Below are 19,619 nucleotides of genomic sequence, written 5' to 3'. Positions count from 1 at the left end.
ATGATAATCAACAAACAGACTCTTGATAAATTAAGTAGAAAATTAAATTTTCCATTTGACGGATCACAGCAGGATTGGGCAGTAGAATACGCAGACTCTAAAAGGCTTAAGGAATTCATAGAATTTGCCAGCTCGGAAGCATTAAGTTCTGCTGAAGCCTATAGTATAATGGCATTAATACTAGCCTCTTATGATCAATATTTATCGGAAAATTTACGCGATAAATCTAATTTATGGCTTGAGATAGTTAGTATTATTGATAGAAATCCTAAATTATATAGTGATCTATTGAAGTACTGGGCACTTGGGAATGATATTGACCACTTTGAAATAACACCACTAGTACGTAAATACCTAACGTGTAAACAACATTAAGTTTTCACCAAGCCTATAGCTTGGGGCGGGGGTTTTTCTATTTCTTAACCTTGTGGTTTCTTAACAAAGCATATATAATAGCGTATAGCTGTTTAGTTTTTTTATTACATACCTTGGTAATCCCCCCTGCTACTGTAAGCATCGCCTATGTAAATGAATATAGATTTTCTTAGTCCGTAGTCTTTCAAGGCTACGGACCTTTTTTGTTATCTAGACTTCAATCTGAGGAGTATCAACAAAAATTATCCTACTGAAAACTATTGCTCATCTGAAACAGCGGCAAATACATCGAAATTAAAATCGCCCATGCTACCGCAAGCGTCCCGGTTGTGGTAACAATACAAGAGATGGTAGAATTCCAAGGCTGCCATTTCTTGTTTTCAGAGAACACGTCGGGCCCGACCACCTGGGACTACGTAGGCGGCATTGTATAGAAGGATGGCCAGATCGCGTTCATCCAGACGGAGGAAGGCAGGGCAAGACCCAATAACGGCACTTACCTGTATGAATATAAGCTCAATGACCATTTGGGTAACGCCAGGGTGAGCATCGATAAGTACCCAACCGCGACAGGCGCAACGCCAAGGATCATCCAGGAGGACTTGCCTTGCACGATAAACTCCTTAACCAGCCCTTTGATAAAACCTTGCTACAGCAAATCATCCCAGCAACCGATAGCAGTATCAATATCAATAACGTTTACCAGTGCCTTTATAACCAAGATCGAACGCAATTTGTAGCTTTCTTTCTACAAAGAGGCGTAAATAATTCATTTAACTCTTTGCGCAATAAGGGTGCAAAAGCTAAAGTAAACATCATTACCAACAAAGATATTCATGATGCGGGGGGATTTAGACAGTATTCCTAAAACCTACGCTCATATTGTAAAGGTCTTCAGTACAATAATAAATGGTACTATAAGAAAGAGGACGAAACTTACTTTGATGTCAGGACACTGGAATAAGGGAAACAGAACTTTTTAAATAGCTTAATTAGATGGAGTTACTTTAAAGACGGTACAAGCGAATATTCGCCTGACTTTTGGAACGGCGCGCTTTTTCAAAAGATTGCAGATTTGAAGAAAAAACCTAATTGGGAGAAACATAAAGACATGTGGGAAATAGAAGAGCGGGAAAACCGTGCTTACGTTGGCCTGTATGAAATAGTTGCGGAGCAGCTTAAGGAAGATAAAAGACAGGAAGCTGAAACGTATCAAAATCAGCTTTCTGAAAACGTATTGAAGCCGTTCTTTTATGCGCAAGAAAAAGCAAAGCTTCACCATATCATCAAGCACAACACCATTATGAATGAATTTGTGCTAATCTACCCCAAAGATCGTCATGTGATTTTAATTCCGGTGCGCGTAACAGATGAAAAAGGTATTGTCTCTGTGCGCTACTTTGTTTACTTGCCTGAAGAAAAGCGAATGTATAAGTGGACTTACTTTAAGCCTTACGTAGTTGCCAATAATGTACCTGATAGTCATGTGAACGAAACTTTGGGGCAACTCACCCGATGGACGTTCGCTTATTCAACGCTTGATGACGAAAGTTTCTGGAAACAATATGTGCTGGTAAAAGAGCTTGGTGGCTATAAATATCTCATTCCTACGGATTAGTCCAAACCGGTCACAAAGCTTTAAGGCGTGCCAGCATTTCATCTGCTTGATCAAGATAGTTTTGCAACTGAACGGTGGCATCCAAGTCCCTGCACTTATGCAGAGCGGCAATAGCCAGCTCTGGTGCTTCTTGTTTTAAGTGAAAAACACCCAAATGCAGGTATTGGTATGGCTCGGTCGGTTCAAGGGCCATGCTTTTGTCTAAGTACTCCTTTGCAGTAACGAACTCATCAAGCAAGGTATGCAGATACCCTAAATTACTGTAAGGGTTCGAGAAGTTCGGGTAAATTTGGATACATCTATTCAGCTGCGTTTTTGCCTTATCATATTGTTCAGTACAGATGTACTCATATCCCAAGTTATTCAAGGCGTATTGATTTTCCTTGTCGAGTTTTAACGCTAATTGATATTCTATGATCGCTGGCTTAGATGCAGCTTTCATTGAGTAGGCGTAGCCTCTATGAACGTAGTCTGTGCTGTTTAAAATAGCTACCTTCTTGAGCTGATCGGTGTAATGTATGAACTCATCATAAGAGTTATTATATAATGACAGGGTTGTACAAATTCTTAACAGCTTTTCATTAGGTTTAACCTGCTTGCTTACATAACTAAGGATATTGGCCGCTACTTGAAATTCTTCGTTGTTAATGCATGCCACAGCTTCATAATACTGCGTGAATGCTTTTCTCATAACCCATGCAAAAAGAATTTGCTTACCATCGTTATCTATCTCACCAAAGCGTACTGATTTAACGGTATTAGGGCGTAGGTTATTGATTAAACTTATGAATGAACACACAACTAAACTAAAGCAGTAAAACTTTATAGCGCCATGTATTTCAACATTAATTGCTACAAAAAAGAATATTGACGCCGAAAGCAGGGTAAATACAGGGCCGACAAGTATGATGCAGATGTCTTTATAAGGATTAGTTTCTATTTTGCTGCTTTTGCATAAACCAATCATTTTGGCAAAAGGAAATGACTTCCTGATGTAAAGTTTTAGCCTGCCAGCTTGTACCCGAAAAGCCTTTTGCTCCTCGCCATAAGAACCAATGTATACATTGATGCGCTCGGGCTTGGTAAATAATAAGATAAGCGAGAGCGTGACCTAACTCGTGAAGAATAACGATGAATGGGCTGGTGATATATCCCATTATGATAATGCCGAGAATGATCGCTAAGAATATCACTTAGCCAACATACGAAAAATGAAAATATTTTGCGATTAAAACATCTGTATTTGGATCGTTTCGGTTCAAATGCAACTCACAAAAGTTCATTCAAACTTTACCTATAGCTTTACCCATCAAACAAAAAACGCAGTTTTCGTGTAAGAAAACTGCGTTTCGGGTGACTTCGGTGAGAATATAGAATATGGGGCTTGTACAAGGTTTGAGGTTCATTGGAGTTCAAATAGATTCACAAAATTTCTTATGATCATCATTAGAACTTTACCTATAATTTAACCTATGGTTTTTTTGACATATTACTCGTTTGACGGAAGATATGGTAAACGTTTTTCATGAGGTTTGCGATAAATGAAAAGTAGTGTGATCACGGTTAAGCTAATCATTCAACTACGAATCAGCGATTGATTTAATTACGCTCATCATTTGAAATACAATATCTTCTGGAGATTTAGCCTTCTTAAATTGCGTTACATCTTTAACAAAATCATCAAACTCAGTTGAAACAGTTGGCAGGGATGCCGTCCGATGATTGATATTGGTTATTAACGTTTCTTTTACTACCTACAACCATTCACTTTTCAAGTTCTTCGGTAGGCTTTAAACTCCTTAGAAATTCAGATATTTGCCACACGTCAATCAATATACGAATCTGCTTATCTATTATTGGATCATTAGAGGATTGAATAGGTAGTTTCAATCCCGGTAGACTGCTTACCGTTTTCTCATCAGCAAATACACAAATTACATCGTGACTATCTCAGCTGTAATAAAATTACATTGAAGGTCCTGATGGCCATATTAATCTGACAAAAGACAGATTCAAGCATTCAGCCGTTGTTGGAACAGTTCCATCCGGTGAAAATATTTTAGTTCGAAAATCAGTGAGACTGGCTCTTGATCCAGACCCCAAAATGTCTGCAAGGATACGTACATAGAACGCGCATTATTGCTGAAAATGGTAACTAATGATAGAAGCAATCCCTCGTACTAAAATTTAATTTTTGCATTTAGCTTGAATAGTATTGGAATTGTACGCTTGGAATAAAATCCTTCCAAGGTCTTTATCTGAACACAGCGTCTCATTTCTTTTTCCGTCATTCCAATCGATGCTTTCTCCGTATTTTGAAAGAATGACCTCTTTTGAGACTTTGTTAAATTTGAACGTTACATATTTTTCTGAGATATACTGGTCGGGTATCTCATTCAATAGTTCGATGGTGAAGTAATTGTTTTTTACAACCAACCTTTTAAATGCATCTCCAAAGTTGTTTGGATATATATTTTCATTGATCAATACCGTATACTTTTTATTCTGCTCATTTAATAAAAGAGCGACAGGAGCAATTTTAGTTGTTGGATCTTGTGTATCTATATCACTATTATTCCCGAAGACGATGATCATATCTCTGAATCCATCCGTATTGAGGTCACATTCTTTTTCTTCCACTACAGAATATTTTTTTTCTGCAATGGAATCTATGATAGGTTTAGCGTAAAGATGATTCCGATTTACCGGGCTTTTATTATTGAAAAACTTTGAATATCCTTCTTTTACATTGATTAAATCCAGCGTTTCATATCTTCCGTCTTTATAAAAGATGACATACCAAGGGCTGGTATGCCTGGGAATTTTGACGGATTTATTGTTCTTGTTAAATACAATGATTTTGTTATCATCGTAACTTTTATAAGATACTTCTAAAGAATCCAGATAGCTTGAAGCTTCAGCAAAATAATTATTCGCATCATCTGCGACCGTATAAAAGTCTTCTCCCTGTTTCTTTTTAAGTTTTTTGATACTTTGATCACTTGGAGAGATAAATATGACCTCATTATCATTCAGGGTAATGGTATCAGTTCCTGAAGGAATAGATATTTTCGTTTTTTGAGATCTATTACAAGCAACGGAAAACATAATTATAAGCATAGCTAAAAGCAAATTTCCGATAGTGTTATTTCTACCTTGGTAACAAACCTCTTTCTCAAGTGTCATAATTATCGATCAAATAAATTTCTTATGAATTATATACTCGTTATCTTCTGAGCCCTTATAAGGCCTTAAAAAGCTCTTTGGAGCGGGTAGCTTATTTTTTTGATACTTCGATAAGTGCGCCATTGCTGAGACGTAAGCTTTAGTCTCTTACGATAACCGTATCTATGCAACACAGTTTGAACACTTTAAATATAAACCTTTTCGGACAGATCAGCCGCCGCTTTCTGAATAATAGGTCAATGGTTTCGGCAGGTATGCGCCAGATGCCAATAACTATAATTCGCAGATGGACGATCTGCTTAAAATGCTCTCCTTAAGGCTTTCATAATCTTATCAGTTACCAGATAAGCTAAGTACTAACGTCAATATCGGTATTTATTACCGGTTAACGGCATATACCTTACTTTGCTACCAGGACGATATCAGACATTAGGCATCCAATTAGAACGGCAATCGTACAGGTTTTGTTAATCGCACTTGTCGCTATCCCTGCGTTAGTGGTATTGGGCTTAATAGGGTGGCTGTTCTATCAGCTATTATCTCAGCCGCTCTGATAGCGTTTATTTGTTGGTCGCGATTCGAGTTTGTATTTAGTTACAACCTGCTTGATATTTACAGTCAGCCAAAGTCGCTCCATTGAAATTTTAAACACTTTCCTATCTTCGTAGCTGTAACTATCACAAATTCGTTTACCTAAATATATCATGTACGACTTTACTATTACTTCGCAGGTTACCTATCCGGAATTCAGACAGCTACAGTTCAGAATGATGTATGCCAAACGTTGGACACAAATTATTTCCGTCTTGGGTATATTGTTTACCATAGCCTTCCTGTATACACTGACTTTAGACGATTATTATGTCATGGATGAACCTTGGAGCGGTGCAGGTATATTCTTCATCACCATGGCTATATATGCCCCTATATCGGCGCATTTTTCTATCAAAAAAAGCTTTAAGAACAGTCTCCGTTTGCAAGAAAGGATTACTTATCACTTCTCTGAGCAAGGTGTTGAGAACACCGGGGAGTCGTTTACTGGCACTTTTTCGTGGGATAAGCTTTATCAGGTAAAAACTATAAAAGGATGGCTATTGACCTATCAAAGCGCAAGAGTATTCAATCCAATTAAGTTGAATGAGCAGGATTACATTCACTTGCCGGAACTTAAATCATTCCTGCAAAGCGAGCATCCAAACGTGAAAGTAAAAATGTAATTGAATAGCTTAAAGCTTCATAACCGTTATGAAATTCCTGCTAAAAATACTTTTCATCATGCTGCTTGGTCACGTAGCAACAGCCCAATCCATTAACATCCGGAAATGGGCTAATCGCCAAATTGACTCTTTAAACCGGATACATGTAGATACCATTGTGTATTATCATTCATTTTGCGGAAACTGCGAGGTGAGGAGAAGTTATAACTTTTGTGAAGTATACGATAACGGCAATGTCACTATGGAGAACGCTATTGTTTACAAACAATCCGGTAGTTTTTAACGCTTAGAATTTAATTGCGGCGATGTGCCTGATAAAGTTGAGCTGAAATCTTGTAAATCCATTCCTTATTACCTCTCGATAATCGGTGTGCTCAAAAAGCGGGATAAGGCGGTTGATGCCCTCTATAGCCATAAGAAACTTTTGCCTCCCGATATATCAGACAACTATTACACTCAAGTGGGAACTATATTGGCATAAGAGTCGCTATCGTGTATCGCTTTTCCATTACCAGCAAACAAAAGGTTATAAATTATGGAAACGGTACTTTGGGATTGACAAGGAAATCAAGTTGCTTAAACTTCTTGATGCTGACCTGCACGTACATTTTTAATTATGGCATATTACCTTGGTGGATATTATTTGCTAAAATTACGACCTGTTCACTTTGGTACAAATGACGGTCGTATTATTCATAGCTGTAGTACCTGTATCAACGACAGTTTATTAGATAGTTGGTCATACTCATGGACAAGTGATGATGACCAATCATATGCTGACATCATTAACTCTTGTCAACTGAATTCACAGACAATAGGTCATATCCAACATTGGGTTGATAGCAAATTTGATGTAGGAAGTTTGGGATGGGTTAACCTCTTTACGGAGCTGGATACGCTGATGGATTACAAACAGCGTTTTTTTTCGCACCTATCAGACCTTGCAATTATGGCAATATACTTTGATGGTACAGCAGCAGAACAACTGATTGATGACTTTCAACCAGAAAATGGCAGAAGTAATTCAATAGGTTTGTTTCATAATCTTTCCAAAAAGATAAAAGAATCCATCACCAATACAGAATTTACAATAGGATATGATATCATTGGTGTTGAATTAGACGGAAACTTTCATACTTTTCACTGTCATGATTTAACAGCGGAATTAACGAGAAACTTTGGTGTTCAGATAAATGAAACCGGGCTTTTTGACAGTATACCCAATCAACAAGCCATTGCAGAATACCTGAACAATGAGGAGAACGGTTTTGAGCCAGTGCCTTGGTTTGTTGTGAAAGTTAAACAAGTAGTAGTTTGATAATGGATTACTTTGACGAAATAAACAACATTCAATATATCTATCTGCATACATTGGAAGAGCCAAGGGACAATCACCTGAGCATTACGATTGTTGCCGCCAAGGTAGCTGACCATGAGGAAGAAACGATAACCGGAAAAGCCAACCCGATTATTGTTGACAAAGACTGCCCGCGGTATGAAAGCAGGTTTAATAAGTTCTATATCGCTTATCAGATTATTAACGAGAGTTTTGCAATTAGTGGCGAGGATGACGAATATACAGGAAGCATACTAAGAGTGTACTCTAAATCAGCATATTTATTATAATGAGAACCACACCATAGCTTATATTCACGGCAAAGAAATGAAACACTATTGTATCGTTTGCTTAAACCATGTCATTGATGTCATCGCATTTGACGAACCTATTATTACCAAACGTTAGTATATGCAGCCGCAGATAAGAATAGACAGTCCTGCCACCATATCCGAAAAAGAAATTGAGCAGCACCTAAGTAAGGGTGAGCAGGTCATCATTCAATTTGTTGCCAAAGATTACACCGGGAAAATCTTAGACAAGCTAAACGAGCTATGTGCTAAGTACGATGATAACTTCCGCATACGATTTTACGGGCATTACGGTGATTCGTTTGATTGTAATGTAGTTAACCACCTGCCGAACGTGAAAGCACTTGCTGTCGATTGCCTGATAAAAGCACATAACATTGAAGCCATTACCCGGCTGACCAACCTACAGCGACTAACTGTAGGTATCTATGAAATAAAGGAAACGGAACTGCTTAGTGCAGAGAATCTGCAGCAGGTCAAAGAACTATTTCTGATAGATACTAAAACGAAAGCGTTTAATTTGGAATTCCTCAGCAACTACCGTAACCTAACTTCCTTAATCATCAGCGGGCATACCAAGAACATTGATGCGGTAGGTACACTTACCAAACTGAATAGCTTACGGCTAAATTCAATTTCCAAAGCACCACTGCACTTTGTAAATGGTTTGAAGGAGCTAAAGTTCCTGAGCATCACATTAGGTGGTCGGGATAATATTTATGAAATTGGTGAAAATGAGATTGAGCATCTGGAGCTGGTTTGGATTAGGGGCTTAAACGATATCAGCAATATGGGTAACTTCCGTAAGCTACAAACACTCAAGGTAGAAGACCAGATACGTTTGCCAGATATTCACTTTGACCGGGAGCTGCCTGAACTTCATGATTTGAAGCTGCTAAACTGCAAAACGCTGACATCTTTATCGGGGCTGGAGAAGCTGCCAGCATTAGAGAAGCTCAGGATTTACAAGACCAATGTTGATTTTGAGCAATTCATTCAGCAGCCGTTACCTCCTTTACTCAAGGTACTGGCATTCTATACCACGAAAAACAAGGTAGACGCACAGCTAAGGGCAAGATTAAAAAGCATGGGTTATACCGATGGCTTGAAAGGAAATTAGTTGTTCCACTATCGATAAATGATTATGAAAATTAATAAACAGTTATCTATTTCACTAACGGCTATCACTATGCTCATCAATCTATTGATGGCTTGTCAGTACAATGTTGGTTCAAAGCAGAAACAAAAGTTGCAGCTAAGACCAGCGATTCAAAGGATAGTGGATAGTATGGCAAAATACAATCAGGTAAACAGTTCAGGTGTTGGGGAGGCGGGTGTTAGGACAGTGCAGTGGACACGTTATGAACAGTTAAGCAAAACAGCGACCTTACCAGAGCTAAGAGCTTTAACCAACCACAAAAATCCGGTGGTAAGATGTTATGCCCTTGATGCACTATCTGCCAGAAACGATACGGCAACTTTCTCTATTGTTCTAGCTCATTTACATGATACAGCACGAGTATCTACATTCATGGGGTGTATAATAAATAGTTATTTAGTTGGTGACTACTTTTTGAATGCTGTTATACCCTACGACTCAACATCAACCGGCTATAGGTTAACCAAACATCAGAAACAAATAGTTGATAGTATTTTGCTTTACGATAAGCACATGGCCTTGTCTGCTAAGTATAATTTGCTATACGATATGAACCCACAAGCCAAATACTATAATCGGGTTAAAGAGATAGCCACACTGGAAAAAATGCCGGTTGCGATATGGACATTAGCCCGGTATAGAAAGAGTAGTGACATCGGTATCATCCGAGATGCATTCAATGATAACAAGGATAGTAGAAAGGAAGATTATGCCATACGCGCAGCTATAGAAATGCCCGATAGTAGTTTTTATCCAAAGCTTACCGGGATTTTCGAAAGGGAATGGAAGGAGAAGCTATATGATTACGGTAAATGGCAGGTACTTTATGAAGCACTTGCCCGGTACCCGGATAAAGCACAAACCCTACAGTTGTTTAAACGAACCTTGGCAACCAAAGATGAGTTTCGGTATAAAACATTGGGAACTGATTTACTTATAGCCATAACGAAATATCCGAACCCATTATTTGAGCCGTTAAAGAGACAAATCAAACTGGATAAGTATTCCATGGAGGATGTTGTACGAGCGCTTAATGAAAATGAGTAGGCCTATAGCATTGTATGTTCTTTCTATGCATGGTAATGCTCCGATGCAGTCACACCAAGCTCCGATATCAGGGAGAAACAGCACTATACAGACGAGGTAAGCGGAACTTTAATGAATCTATTAATAACTATTATACTATAGTGATTGGTAAAGATTCACTTACAACTAAGCAGCAGGCACTGACACTGGATATATTTAAAACACTCCGACTAAAAAATAATGTTACTTATGGTAGATATTGCCAGTGGGCAAACTTCAGCCAAGAATCTAATACAACGCAATAAATAAACCCGACTCCGTAGCTCAATTGGTGAAAAAGGAGAAGTGCGCCAACAGATGCGCCAAAGATGTGCCACTTAAATTTAACACCGAATCAGAAATTCTTTATATTTATAGTAAGCATTTGAAACCAAAGTTTCAAAGAAAACCGCTCAGAAGCGTTAAACAGCATAAAAAAGCCCGGCTGTTCAAATTTTAAAAAATAAAAAATATAAAGTCTATAGTTTTTGTAGATTAAATTTTTTATTTCTATGTTTGGCTTGTATCATGAAAACAACACAACTAAACACGATTGTAATGCCAGGCAGCGTAATGCCACTCACGTCTGTTGTGACTCATAGCAACGGTATGTGTATGAGTTGTTGTTGCCTGTAATTTTCCCTTAAATTTTGATAAGCAGCTAACAGGTGAAAATACTTGTATAAAATTGCTGTACCTATACTTAAACGCAACCTTACATGCCATGCTAAAAATAAGCTACTAACCGTATAAAATAAAACAACCGGCAAGGAAGCCTTGCCGGTTACGATAATGAAACAGCAGCTCAGTAACGCCAATCACTCACTGCTTATCATTACTGGTTCAGCAAACAAATCTTGTCATTTACCAAAACCTGTTAAATATATGGAAATATATGTCCGTAGAAAGAACATTCCTATTTTCCTAAACATCTTAATCCTTTTTACATTAACATTAGCCACTCCTTTGCTTGTATTGGCGCAAAACGAGCCGCCTGCAACCATAAATTCCCGATTGGAAGGGCAGGTGGTGGACGCCGTTACCAAAGAGCCGCTGCCTGGTTCCGTAGTAAGCATCCATGGTACTACACATTCTGTATCCACCAATGCCGAAGGACGCTTCAACTTTGTTACCGGCCAAAAGTTTCCATACACCCTAATTGTTAGCTTTATTGGTTACGAAAAGCAGGAAGTTGTTGCCAATCATAGTCCGGTAACTGTTCAGCTAAAACCCAGCAATAAGCAATTGGGCGATGTTGTAGTGGTTGGCTACGGCACACAAAATCGTAAAACGGTAACCAGCGCCATTACTACCATTAAAGCCGATGAAATTACCAACAAACCGGTAGCCAGTTTTGACCAGCAACTACAAGGCCGTGCAGCCGGTGTGCAGGTAAGTGCCGGTACAGGGGTTCCAGGTGACGGTTTGTTTTTTCGTATACGGGGTTCTACCTCTATCAATGCCAGCAATGATCCTTTATATGTAGTAGATGGCGTATACATCAATAGTCAGTCGCTACAAAAAATCACTACCCAGGGCCAAGCAAACAATCCACTGGCTGATATTAATCCCAACGATATTGAAACAATAACTATACTTAAGGACGCCGATGCTACCGCCATTTACGGCGCCCGTGCTGCAAACGGCGTAGTGCTTATTACAACTAAACGAGGTAAGTACAACACTGGGGCTAAAGTTAGCCTGAATACCTATATAGGTGCGGCTTGGGCACCCAAGTTATGGGAGTTAGTAACCGGTCCGCAACATGCTGAATTGGTGAATGAATTTTACCGAAATACCCGTGTAGATTATTTGGCCGCTGGCAACACTACCGCAGCCAATACTTATCAGTATGTGCCTTTTAGGGCATTAACTGATAACCCGATTGCCAGCCCTGCACCCAGAGGCTTACCGCAAGACCAGCCTACTTATGACCGGTTGCATGATATATTCCGCACCGGTTTGCTACAGAATTATGATCTATCCGTGTCAGGCGGCAACGATAAAACCCGCTATTACATTGGCGGTGGCTATAACAAACAGCAGGCCGATTTAAGAACTAATGATTACCAACGCGCCAGCTTTAAGTTTAACTTGGATCAGCAGATTAGTAAGGTGTTCAGCGTAGGTACCAGCAATTCTTTGTCGCGTTCGTATCGCACCAATGCACGGGTAGGCGATGGACCACAAGGTGGTATTTTACAAGCGGGTATACACACCCCAACTTATTTGCCTAAAGTGAATGCTGATGGTAGCCCGGCTAAATGGGCCGGTTTTGATAACCTGGATGTATTGATTAGCAATACCGACATGCACTCTTCCAGCAACCGTTATATAGGCAACATTTATGGTGATGTAAATATTCTTCCGGGTTTAAAATTCCGTACCAGCTGGAGTTTGGATTATAACTTGTACGATGAGTATCAGTATTGGAACAGCTTAACCAATCTGGGTGCGGCTAACAAAAATCTGGCAACCTCCAGCATCAGCAGCAACTCCATCTGGACCAATGAGCAAACGCTATCTTACAATAAAACATTCAATAACCATACAATAGGCATTTTGTTGGGTAATACCCTGCAGGGCAGTAATGCCAAGCAAACACTGGCACAAGGCACTAACTTTCCCAACGATTCATTTAAACAAATTGCTTCAGCTGCAACTACTACCTCGTCATCAACATCAAGTAATTACAAGCTTTCGTCGTTCTTTTCGAGGGTAAATTACAACTATGCCGGCAAGTATTTTATTGAAGCGAGTTTCAGGGCCGATGCATCATCTAAGTTTGGTGCCGACCATCAATGGGGCTATTTCCCTTCAGCAGGTATAGCCTGGCAGCTTAAAGAAGAAGAGTTTTTGCGCGATGCCAATGCCATCAGCAATCTGAAATTGCGTGCCAGTATCGGAAAAACGGGCAATCAAAACGGTATCAACAACTTTGCCTCCAGAGGTTTGTGGGGGGCCGGAGCTAACTATCTGGACAATCCGGGCACGGTACCACAACAATTGGCCAATCCCGATTTGAAATGGGAAACCACCCGGCAGGCTAACATTGGTTTAGACCTGGGCTTTTTCAAAGATCGTATTACTGCCGAGTTTAACGTGTACGATAAATACACTACCGGCTTGCTCCTGAATTTGCCATTGCCACTTAGTCAAGGTTTTTCATCCATCTTGCAAAATGCTGGCGAAATGAGCAATAAAGGTTTTGAGATATCCTTAAACACGGTAAACATCAGCACGAGTCAGTTTAAGTGGCAAACCAACTTTAACCTGGCCCGTAACATCAACAAAATCGAAAAGTTGCCTATTCCGATCGATGCTTCCTACGCAGCTGAAAGAATGGTGCAGGGTTCGCCCATGAATTCATTTTACGTGTACCGCCAGTTATATGTTGACTCACAAACCGGTAATGCCGTTTACCAGGATGTAAACAGCGATGGTGTAATTAATACGGCCGATAAAGTAATTTATGGTAATGCACTGCCCAAGTTTGTAGGAGGTTTTAATAATACGTTCAGCTACAAAGGCTTTGATTTATCGATATTCTTCAACTTTCAATGGGGTAACAAGGTGTACAACAACAACGCCTACTTTTTGGAAGGTGGCGGTACCCGCGATGATCGCCGGGCCATGGATACACGTCAGCTTTCCCGCTGGCAAAAGCCAGGTGACCAAACTGATATGCCACGTTTAACTGCCGTGGGCAACAATTATACCTTAAGCCCTACCAGCCGTAATATAGAAGACGGTTCCTTTTTACGCCTGAACAATGCCACCTTAGGCTACACCTTGCCAAAGCGCATATCAGACAAAATTAAAGCAGCGAGTGTGCGCCTGTATGCAAGCGGCTCAAACCTTTGGTTGTGGACACACTATCGCGGTCCGGATCCCGAAATTAACGTAACCTCCGACCCAAATGTGTTGGGTTATGATTTGGGTACGCCGCCTATTCCGCGTACGGTTCAATTTGGTGCAAACATCACTTTTTAAAAAGCAACTCATGAAAAGACTGATCTATATCATCCCTATGTTTTTCGCCATAACCTCCTGCAAAAAGTTTCTGGAAGTGCAACCCGAGCAACAGATTGATGAATCGGTAGCTATTACTAATGCCGGAAGTGCAGCAACGGCGGTAAATGGTTTATACAATACTTTCGGCAACGATAATTATTACGGTTCCAATTTTCCGGCACTGTCTTACCTGTCGGGCGGCGATATTCAGTGGACCGGCTCGCAGCAAGCTCCGCAAGAAGTAGTGGGTCATAAGCTAACAGCTGATAATGGTTATGTAAGTTCCGCATGGGCACAGATTTACAAAACCATATTATCAGCCAATTACATTCTGGAGGCCGTGCCTAAGGTTAACGATCAATTGCTAACCACCACGCTTAGAAACCAATATCTGGGTGAGGCTTACTTTTTACGGGCCTTCTCTTACTTTGACCTGGTTAGAGGCTGGGGCGGCGTACCGCTGATTTTGACGCCAACTCATACACCAACTAACCACGCTGGCATTGGCCGCAGCAGTGTAGCCGATGTTTATGCGCAGATATTGAAAGATTTAGATGCTGCCGAGCCGATATTACCCAATACTGTAAACCGCAATCGTGCTACACAGAAAACCGTGTGGGCGCTGCGTGCCCGTGTTTACCTGTATCAACAGCAATGGGCGCTTGCCGAGCAGTATGCCACCAAGGTTATTGGCGAAACCAGCAACTATACATTATTGAAACCGTACAGCGCATTTTTTGCAAACAATGCTGTTGCCACTAACGAATCTGTTTTTGAGATTGCTTACAGTACATCTTTCAAAAACGGCCATAGTAACTGGTGGTTGCCACCGGCGCTGGGCGGCCGTAGGGAATGGGCACCAACCGCAGTATTGGTTAATTTATTGAATGACGCAACTGTAGGTGGTAACCGCAATGCGTTAATCGGGCAAACTGCGCCTCCCGGCAATTTATGGTATGGCAAGTTGTACTACCGTAACCCGGTAGGTACCGATCCGGCTTATGTTATTCGTATTGCCGAAATGTATCTTATTCGAGCCGAAGCCCGGGCACAGCAAAACAACCTTACTGGTGCTTTAGCTGATTTAAATGCGGTACAGGATAGGGCTGGTTTACAACCCTCAACAGCCGCCACGCAAAGCAATATATTATTAGCTATCGAAGCCGAGCGTAGGGTAGAGTTCCCTTTTGAGGCCGACAGGTGGTTTAACTTGGTACGCACCAATCGTGTAGCCGCGGTGCTTGGTATTACCGATACCCGCAAATATCTTTTCCCTATACCCACCGCCGAGATTGTAGCTAATCCATCAATAATTCAAAATCCAAGCTATTAAACTGATCTGATATGAAAATAAAATTGTTAACTCTCATAACGTTGATAACCTTTCAGGCCGGGCTGGTAAAAGCACAGCAAACCGCATCTGTTACCGGGCCCGAAAAAGGATCGCTGGTAATTGTAGGCGGCGGTAACATCGGTCCCGAAATATGGAGCAGGTTTGTTGAATTGGCCGGCGGCCCCAATGCCAAGATTATTTATGTACCCACAGCTGGTGAAGATTCTACAATTGCTAAAAACGATAGTCGCACGATAGCGAAGCTGAAGGACCTGGGCGTAAAAAGCATTATCGTACTGCACACCCGCGACTCCAAAGTAGCCAATACCGAAGCCTTTGTAAAACCCATCCGCGAGGCCACTGGCGTATGGTTTGAAGGCGGAAGGCAATGGAAAATAGCCGACAGCTTTTTGAATACGTTGGCACATCAAGAGTTCCGTGCCTTGCTGGATAGAGGCGGTGTTATTGGTGGCACATCAGCTGGAGCAACCATACAGGGCTCATACCTGTTTCGTGGCGATACGAAAGGAAACACCGTTTTGGTGGGCAATCATACCCAAGGATTAGACTTTATCCACAACGTAGCCATCGATCAGCATATTTTAAAACGGAACCGTCAGTTCGATCTGCTGGGTTTTATAAAAACCCGGCCCGATTTGCTGGGTATCGGTATTGACGAAAGTACAGCCATTGTGGTACATCAAAACCAATTTGAGGTACTGGGGGCATCGTACGTGGCCATTTACGATCAACATCAGTTTGATGGCAAAATCAAGAACCCATCAAGTGATTCGGGCAATAACGGACCATTCTACTACTTGCAAAAAGGGCAGAAGTTCGATTTGCAATTACGTCAGGTATTAAATCCAACTAAAACAACAGCATCCAAAACCGGGGCAAACTAATATAAACGGAAAAGCCGGGGGACCGAGTGGAAAGGTTAGGGTCTGCAAAAACTTTTACGGCAGTTCGAATTTGCCCTCGGCGTCTTTTATAATCTTAACTGATTTACCATGAGTACATCAAGCACACTACAAACCACCGAATGGAAGCCTTGGGAAAAAGCTGTTTTCCGGTTCTTGTTCATTTACTTTTTGCTACAGGCATTGCCGCTCGACTGGAAGTACTATGCGCACGTGTTTAGCATCAACTGGCTGAACCTTCAATTTAGTGATATTTTTTACCTGAGCCGCTACACACCACAGCCAGTTACCGATTATTCACCCAACAGTTGGAAGTTAGCCAACTTAGCAGATTGGGCCGTAATTGCTTTAATAGCGCTTATTGGCGCTGTGATCTGGAGCTTTGCAGATAAACGGGAACGCAATTATCCGGTACTGAACTACTGGCTGCGTACCATACTTCGTTATCGGTTGGCTATTGGCATATTGGCCTATGGCTTTATCAAAGTATTTCCGTTGCAGGCGCCTTATCCTTCTATCAGCAACCTAAATACCGCATACGGCGAGTTTACCCGATGGAAACTGTTTGCCATGAGCCTGGGCATTGTGCCCGGTTACGAAACCTTTTTAGGGTTAGTAGAGGTGCTGGCCGGGTTGCTGCTACTATCCCGCAAAACTGCTTCGTTTGGTGCACTTGTTATTTTGCTTTTTACGGGTAACGTGCTGATGTCAAATATGGCTTATGAAGGCGGCGAAGGTATTTATAGCTTATACTTGATTGTAATTGCACTGTATATTATAGCTTATGACGTGCCTCGCTTGTACCGCCTTATTACTTTAAGAAAGCCAACTGCACCCGCCAGTGTAAAACCGGTATTGCAGCAAAGCTGGCAACGCAATGGCCTTGTCGCTTTAAAAAGCCTGCTGATATTCTTTTTTGTGGTGCTGTATGCAGCTAAAACCTATGCAGCTTACAAACAGGATGGTTATCATTATCCCACAACCAAAGGGTTACCAAAAGCAGCTGGTTTATACGATGTAACCGAGTTCAAAATAAAAGGGCAGGTGCATCCATATTCGGATACTGATTCAACTCGCTGGCAAAATGTGGTTTTTGAGAAGTGGGCTACCATCAGCATCAAAACTTTACAGCCACAACTGATTGATTCTGCTGTAACGGAAGAGATTCATCCTGACGATTTTCAGCGCGACTACGAGCTTGCAGGTTCAGGTGAAAGGAGCTACTATAGTTATACCATTGATGCAACCAAAAGCGAATTATATTTAGTAAATAAAAATAGTCATTATCCGCAAGATAGGTTTACACTGCATTATACCCGGCCGGATAGTCTGCATATTATTTTATCAGGCATTAATCAGCAACAAGACTCGGTATATGCTGTGCTTACCCGCATCAACAAAAAGTACCTGCTTAAAGAAGCGGCTAAAGGACGCAACAAAGGTTTGAAACTCTAATCAGTAAAGCCATGTCAAGCAAAACAGAAATCATTGCAGATACAAATTTAGTAACCGATCAACCCGATCAGGAGCTAAACGGCAGCCATATCGAAAATACTGGTGGTAAACCGTCTTACTGGACAACCGGGCAGAAGTTTGCCCTGCGGGTATCGGCCATATTTTTCCTTGTTATGTCTATCCCGCTTAGTGGCGAATGGTATAAAAATCTGTTCGGTATAAACTGGTTCAAAATCCACTACCGTGATATTTATGATATTGCCCGTTTTCAACCCTCTTTGTATCACTTCTCTAAACCTTCCTATAATCTTTTAGGCTATACCGACTGGTTGCAGGTGCTGGCTATTGCGCTGGTGGGTGCTGTAATATGGACCTTGGTAGAAAGCAAAAAATCGAAACTGAATTATGATACTTTGTACTACTGGGTGCGTGTAGTGGTGCGTTACCGTGCAGGCATCGGCATTATTGGGTTTGGTTATACCAAGCTGTTCCCCACCCAAATGCCTTACCCCTCATTAGGGTTGCTGAATACCAATTTTGGTGATTTTACGGCGCAAAAAATCTACTGGCTTTCTGTTGGTATTGTTCCCTGGTACCAGGTGTTTGCGGGTGTGGTGGAGCTGCTGGCTGGTGTGCTGTTGTTTTTCAGAAAAACAACTACATTGGGTACTGTATTGCTGTTGAGTGCCTTGGGTGATATCACTTACGTGAATTTTGCTTATGATGGCGGGGTGCACATTTATGCTTCGTACTTTGTACTATTTGCTGCCTTTTTGTTGTGGTACGATGCCGTGCCGGTGTACAATTTACTGGTGAAGGAACGCTTTACCATACCGCCAACCTATTTTCCGTCTTTTTCGGCAACGTGGCTGCGGTATACACGGATTGGCTTAAAAGCGCTTACCATATTTATATTCCTGATCTACCTGTTTTATGCCGAGTATTTGAACTTCTTTTACGACCCCTACAAGCAACCTGCTATGAAAGGCGTATCGGTTTTACGGGGCAATTACCATGTTACAGAGTTCAAGATCAATAATCAAACGGTACCATACTCGCCACTTGATTCGGTACGCTGGCGGGATGTAACGTTCGAGAAGTGGTCGACCTTGACTTATAACGTCAACAAACCTGTTAAGCTTGATTTGTCTAATGGTGGCGGATCACCCATGCGCGATATCAATCGCACTTTCGAGCTTACTGGCACGGCAGGTGGCAAGCGCGTGTTTTATTATGATGCCGATACGGTGAACCATGTACTATACCTGCAGGATAAATATGTATCGGCCCGCGACCGCCGAGGCAGTAAAGGTGAAAACAAACTTAAAAAAGATAAAGCCGATAAAAACTGGATACCTAAACAAGCGCTTGCTAATATCGGTGATGAAATTTACAGAATTGACAAAAATGCTGTATCCGGCAGACGTATTAAAGGCATTGCCGAAGAAAAGCAGGACAAGCGAAAACGTAACCACATGGTTTTGAAATATGCAACACAGGATGGCTCGCGGGTAATTCTGTCTGGCATCGACGATAAAAAAGATTCGGTTTACATTGTGTTGGATCGGTACAAGAAAGACTACGTATTAAAAGACAGCCAGCTGCAAGCTGGCAGATATTAGTGAAT

Annotated in this window: 15 protein-coding genes; 13 read left to right on the top strand and 2 right to left on the bottom strand. The window is 41.1% G+C overall.

Features of this window, described 5'->3' with window-relative positions; genetic code table 11:
- Together KHS38_RS05320 and KHS38_RS05315 are read left to right on the top strand one after the other, a co-directional pair.
- A complete protein-coding gene (locus KHS38_RS05320) occupies nucleotides 1-375 on the top strand; it encodes a hypothetical protein (protein WP_213487463.1) in 375 nt (124 codons plus the stop codon).
- Nucleotides 376-1,450: 1,075 nt separating this feature from the next.
- Entirely contained in the window at nucleotides 1,451-1,993 is a 543-nt protein-coding gene (locus KHS38_RS05315) for a hypothetical protein (RefSeq protein WP_213487462.1), read from the top strand.
- A gap of 10 nt (nucleotides 1,994-2,003) precedes the next feature.
- Here KHS38_RS05315 and KHS38_RS05310 read toward each other — a convergent pair whose 3' ends face one another.
- Together KHS38_RS05310 and KHS38_RS05305 are read right to left on the bottom strand one after the other, a co-directional pair.
- Complete coding sequence (locus KHS38_RS05310; protein WP_213487461.1) at nucleotides 2,004-2,684, bottom strand: tetratricopeptide repeat protein; 681 nt, start codon at nucleotides 2,682-2,684, stop codon at nucleotides 2,004-2,006.
- A 1,496-nt stretch (nucleotides 2,685-4,180) separates the two neighbouring features.
- Nucleotides 4,181-5,179, bottom strand: coding sequence for a hypothetical protein (locus KHS38_RS05305; protein ID WP_213487460.1), 999 nt, complete (start codon nucleotides 5,177-5,179; stop codon nucleotides 4,181-4,183).
- A 704-nt stretch (nucleotides 5,180-5,883) separates the two neighbouring features.
- Between KHS38_RS05305 and KHS38_RS05300 the strand changes: the two genes are divergently transcribed.
- The 11 genes from KHS38_RS05300 to KHS38_RS05250 all read left to right on the top strand — a co-directional run bounded on the left by KHS38_RS05300 (nucleotide 5,884) and on the right by KHS38_RS05250 (nucleotide 19,614).
- On the top strand, nucleotides 5,884-6,396 hold the full coding sequence (locus KHS38_RS05300; protein WP_213487459.1) for a hypothetical protein: 513 nt from the start codon (nucleotides 5,884-5,886) through the stop codon (nucleotides 6,394-6,396).
- 28 nt (nucleotides 6,397-6,424) lie between these two features.
- Nucleotides 6,425-6,679, top strand: a complete 255-nt coding sequence (locus KHS38_RS05295; protein WP_213487458.1) for a hypothetical protein — start codon at nucleotides 6,425-6,427, stop codon at nucleotides 6,677-6,679.
- A gap of 333 nt (nucleotides 6,680-7,012) precedes the next feature.
- A complete protein-coding gene (locus KHS38_RS05290) occupies nucleotides 7,013-7,714 on the top strand; it encodes a hypothetical protein (protein ID WP_213487457.1) in 702 nt (233 codons plus the stop codon).
- Nucleotides 7,715-7,716: 2 nt separating this feature from the next.
- Nucleotides 7,717-8,022 (top strand): hypothetical protein, encoded by a 306-nt coding sequence (locus KHS38_RS05285; RefSeq protein WP_213487456.1) that lies wholly within the window; start codon nucleotides 7,717-7,719, stop codon nucleotides 8,020-8,022.
- Between the two features lie 121 nt (nucleotides 8,023-8,143).
- Nucleotides 8,144-9,163 carry a leucine-rich repeat domain-containing protein gene (locus tag KHS38_RS05280; RefSeq protein WP_213487455.1) on the top strand — a complete coding sequence of 340 codons (1,020 nt, stop codon included), beginning with the start codon at nucleotides 8,144-8,146 and terminating at the stop codon, nucleotides 9,161-9,163.
- Between the two features lie 24 nt (nucleotides 9,164-9,187).
- Nucleotides 9,188-10,249, top strand: a complete 1,062-nt coding sequence (locus KHS38_RS05275; RefSeq protein WP_213487454.1) for a HEAT repeat domain-containing protein — start codon at nucleotides 9,188-9,190, stop codon at nucleotides 10,247-10,249.
- Nucleotides 10,250-11,152: 903 nt separating this feature from the next.
- On the top strand, nucleotides 11,153-14,260 hold the full coding sequence (locus KHS38_RS05270; RefSeq protein WP_213487453.1) for a SusC/RagA family TonB-linked outer membrane protein: 3,108 nt from the start codon (nucleotides 11,153-11,155) through the stop codon (nucleotides 14,258-14,260).
- A gap of 10 nt (nucleotides 14,261-14,270) precedes the next feature.
- The gene (locus KHS38_RS05265) at nucleotides 14,271-15,614 is read left to right on the top strand and encodes a RagB/SusD family nutrient uptake outer membrane protein (protein WP_213487452.1); all 1,344 of its coding nucleotides are present in this window, start codon (nucleotides 14,271-14,273) and stop codon (nucleotides 15,612-15,614) included.
- An 11-nt stretch (nucleotides 15,615-15,625) separates the two neighbouring features.
- On the top strand, nucleotides 15,626-16,519 hold the full coding sequence (locus KHS38_RS05260; RefSeq protein ID WP_213487451.1) for a cyanophycinase: 894 nt from the start codon (nucleotides 15,626-15,628) through the stop codon (nucleotides 16,517-16,519).
- Nucleotides 16,520-16,627: 108 nt separating this feature from the next.
- Nucleotides 16,628-17,992, top strand: a complete 1,365-nt coding sequence (locus tag KHS38_RS05255) for a DoxX family protein (protein ID WP_213487450.1) — start codon at nucleotides 16,628-16,630, stop codon at nucleotides 17,990-17,992.
- An 11-nt stretch (nucleotides 17,993-18,003) separates the two neighbouring features.
- On the top strand, nucleotides 18,004-19,614 hold the full coding sequence (locus KHS38_RS05250) for a hypothetical protein (RefSeq protein ID WP_213487449.1): 1,611 nt from the start codon (nucleotides 18,004-18,006) through the stop codon (nucleotides 19,612-19,614).
- Nucleotides 19,615-19,619: the final 5 nt, after the last annotated feature.

The sequence above is a fragment of the Mucilaginibacter sp. Bleaf8 genome (assembly GCF_018390515.1).
Taxonomy (GTDB): domain Bacteria; phylum Bacteroidota; class Bacteroidia; order Sphingobacteriales; family Sphingobacteriaceae; genus Mucilaginibacter.
This window is presented reverse-complemented; position numbering and strand designations above follow the sequence as displayed.

Coding starts and splice junctions, on each gene's coding strand:
- KHS38_RS05320 (WP_213487463.1), top strand. CDS start 1: ATGATAATCAACAAACAGACTCTTGATAAATTAAGTAGAAAATTAAAT.
- KHS38_RS05310 (WP_213487461.1), bottom strand. CDS start 2,684: ATGAGAAAAGCATTCACGCAGTATTATGAAGCTGTGGCATGCATTAAC.
- KHS38_RS05305 (WP_213487460.1), bottom strand. CDS start 5,179: ATGACACTTGAGAAAGAGGTTTGTTACCAAGGTAGAAATAACACTATC.
- KHS38_RS05300 (WP_213487459.1), top strand. CDS start 5,884: ATGTACGACTTTACTATTACTTCGCAGGTTACCTATCCGGAATTCAGA.
- KHS38_RS05295 (WP_213487458.1), top strand. CDS start 6,425: ATGAAATTCCTGCTAAAAATACTTTTCATCATGCTGCTTGGTCACGTA.
- KHS38_RS05290 (WP_213487457.1), top strand. CDS start 7,013: ATGGCATATTACCTTGGTGGATATTATTTGCTAAAATTACGACCTGTT.
- KHS38_RS05285 (WP_213487456.1), top strand. CDS start 7,717: ATGGATTACTTTGACGAAATAAACAACATTCAATATATCTATCTGCAT.
- KHS38_RS05280 (WP_213487455.1), top strand. CDS start 8,144: ATGCAGCCGCAGATAAGAATAGACAGTCCTGCCACCATATCCGAAAAA.
- KHS38_RS05275 (WP_213487454.1), top strand. CDS start 9,188: ATGAAAATTAATAAACAGTTATCTATTTCACTAACGGCTATCACTATG.
- KHS38_RS05270 (WP_213487453.1), top strand. CDS start 11,153: ATGGAAATATATGTCCGTAGAAAGAACATTCCTATTTTCCTAAACATC.
- KHS38_RS05265 (WP_213487452.1), top strand. CDS start 14,271: ATGAAAAGACTGATCTATATCATCCCTATGTTTTTCGCCATAACCTCC.
- KHS38_RS05260 (WP_213487451.1), top strand. CDS start 15,626: ATGAAAATAAAATTGTTAACTCTCATAACGTTGATAACCTTTCAGGCC.
- KHS38_RS05255 (WP_213487450.1), top strand. CDS start 16,628: ATGAGTACATCAAGCACACTACAAACCACCGAATGGAAGCCTTGGGAA.
- KHS38_RS05250 (WP_213487449.1), top strand. CDS start 18,004: ATGTCAAGCAAAACAGAAATCATTGCAGATACAAATTTAGTAACCGAT.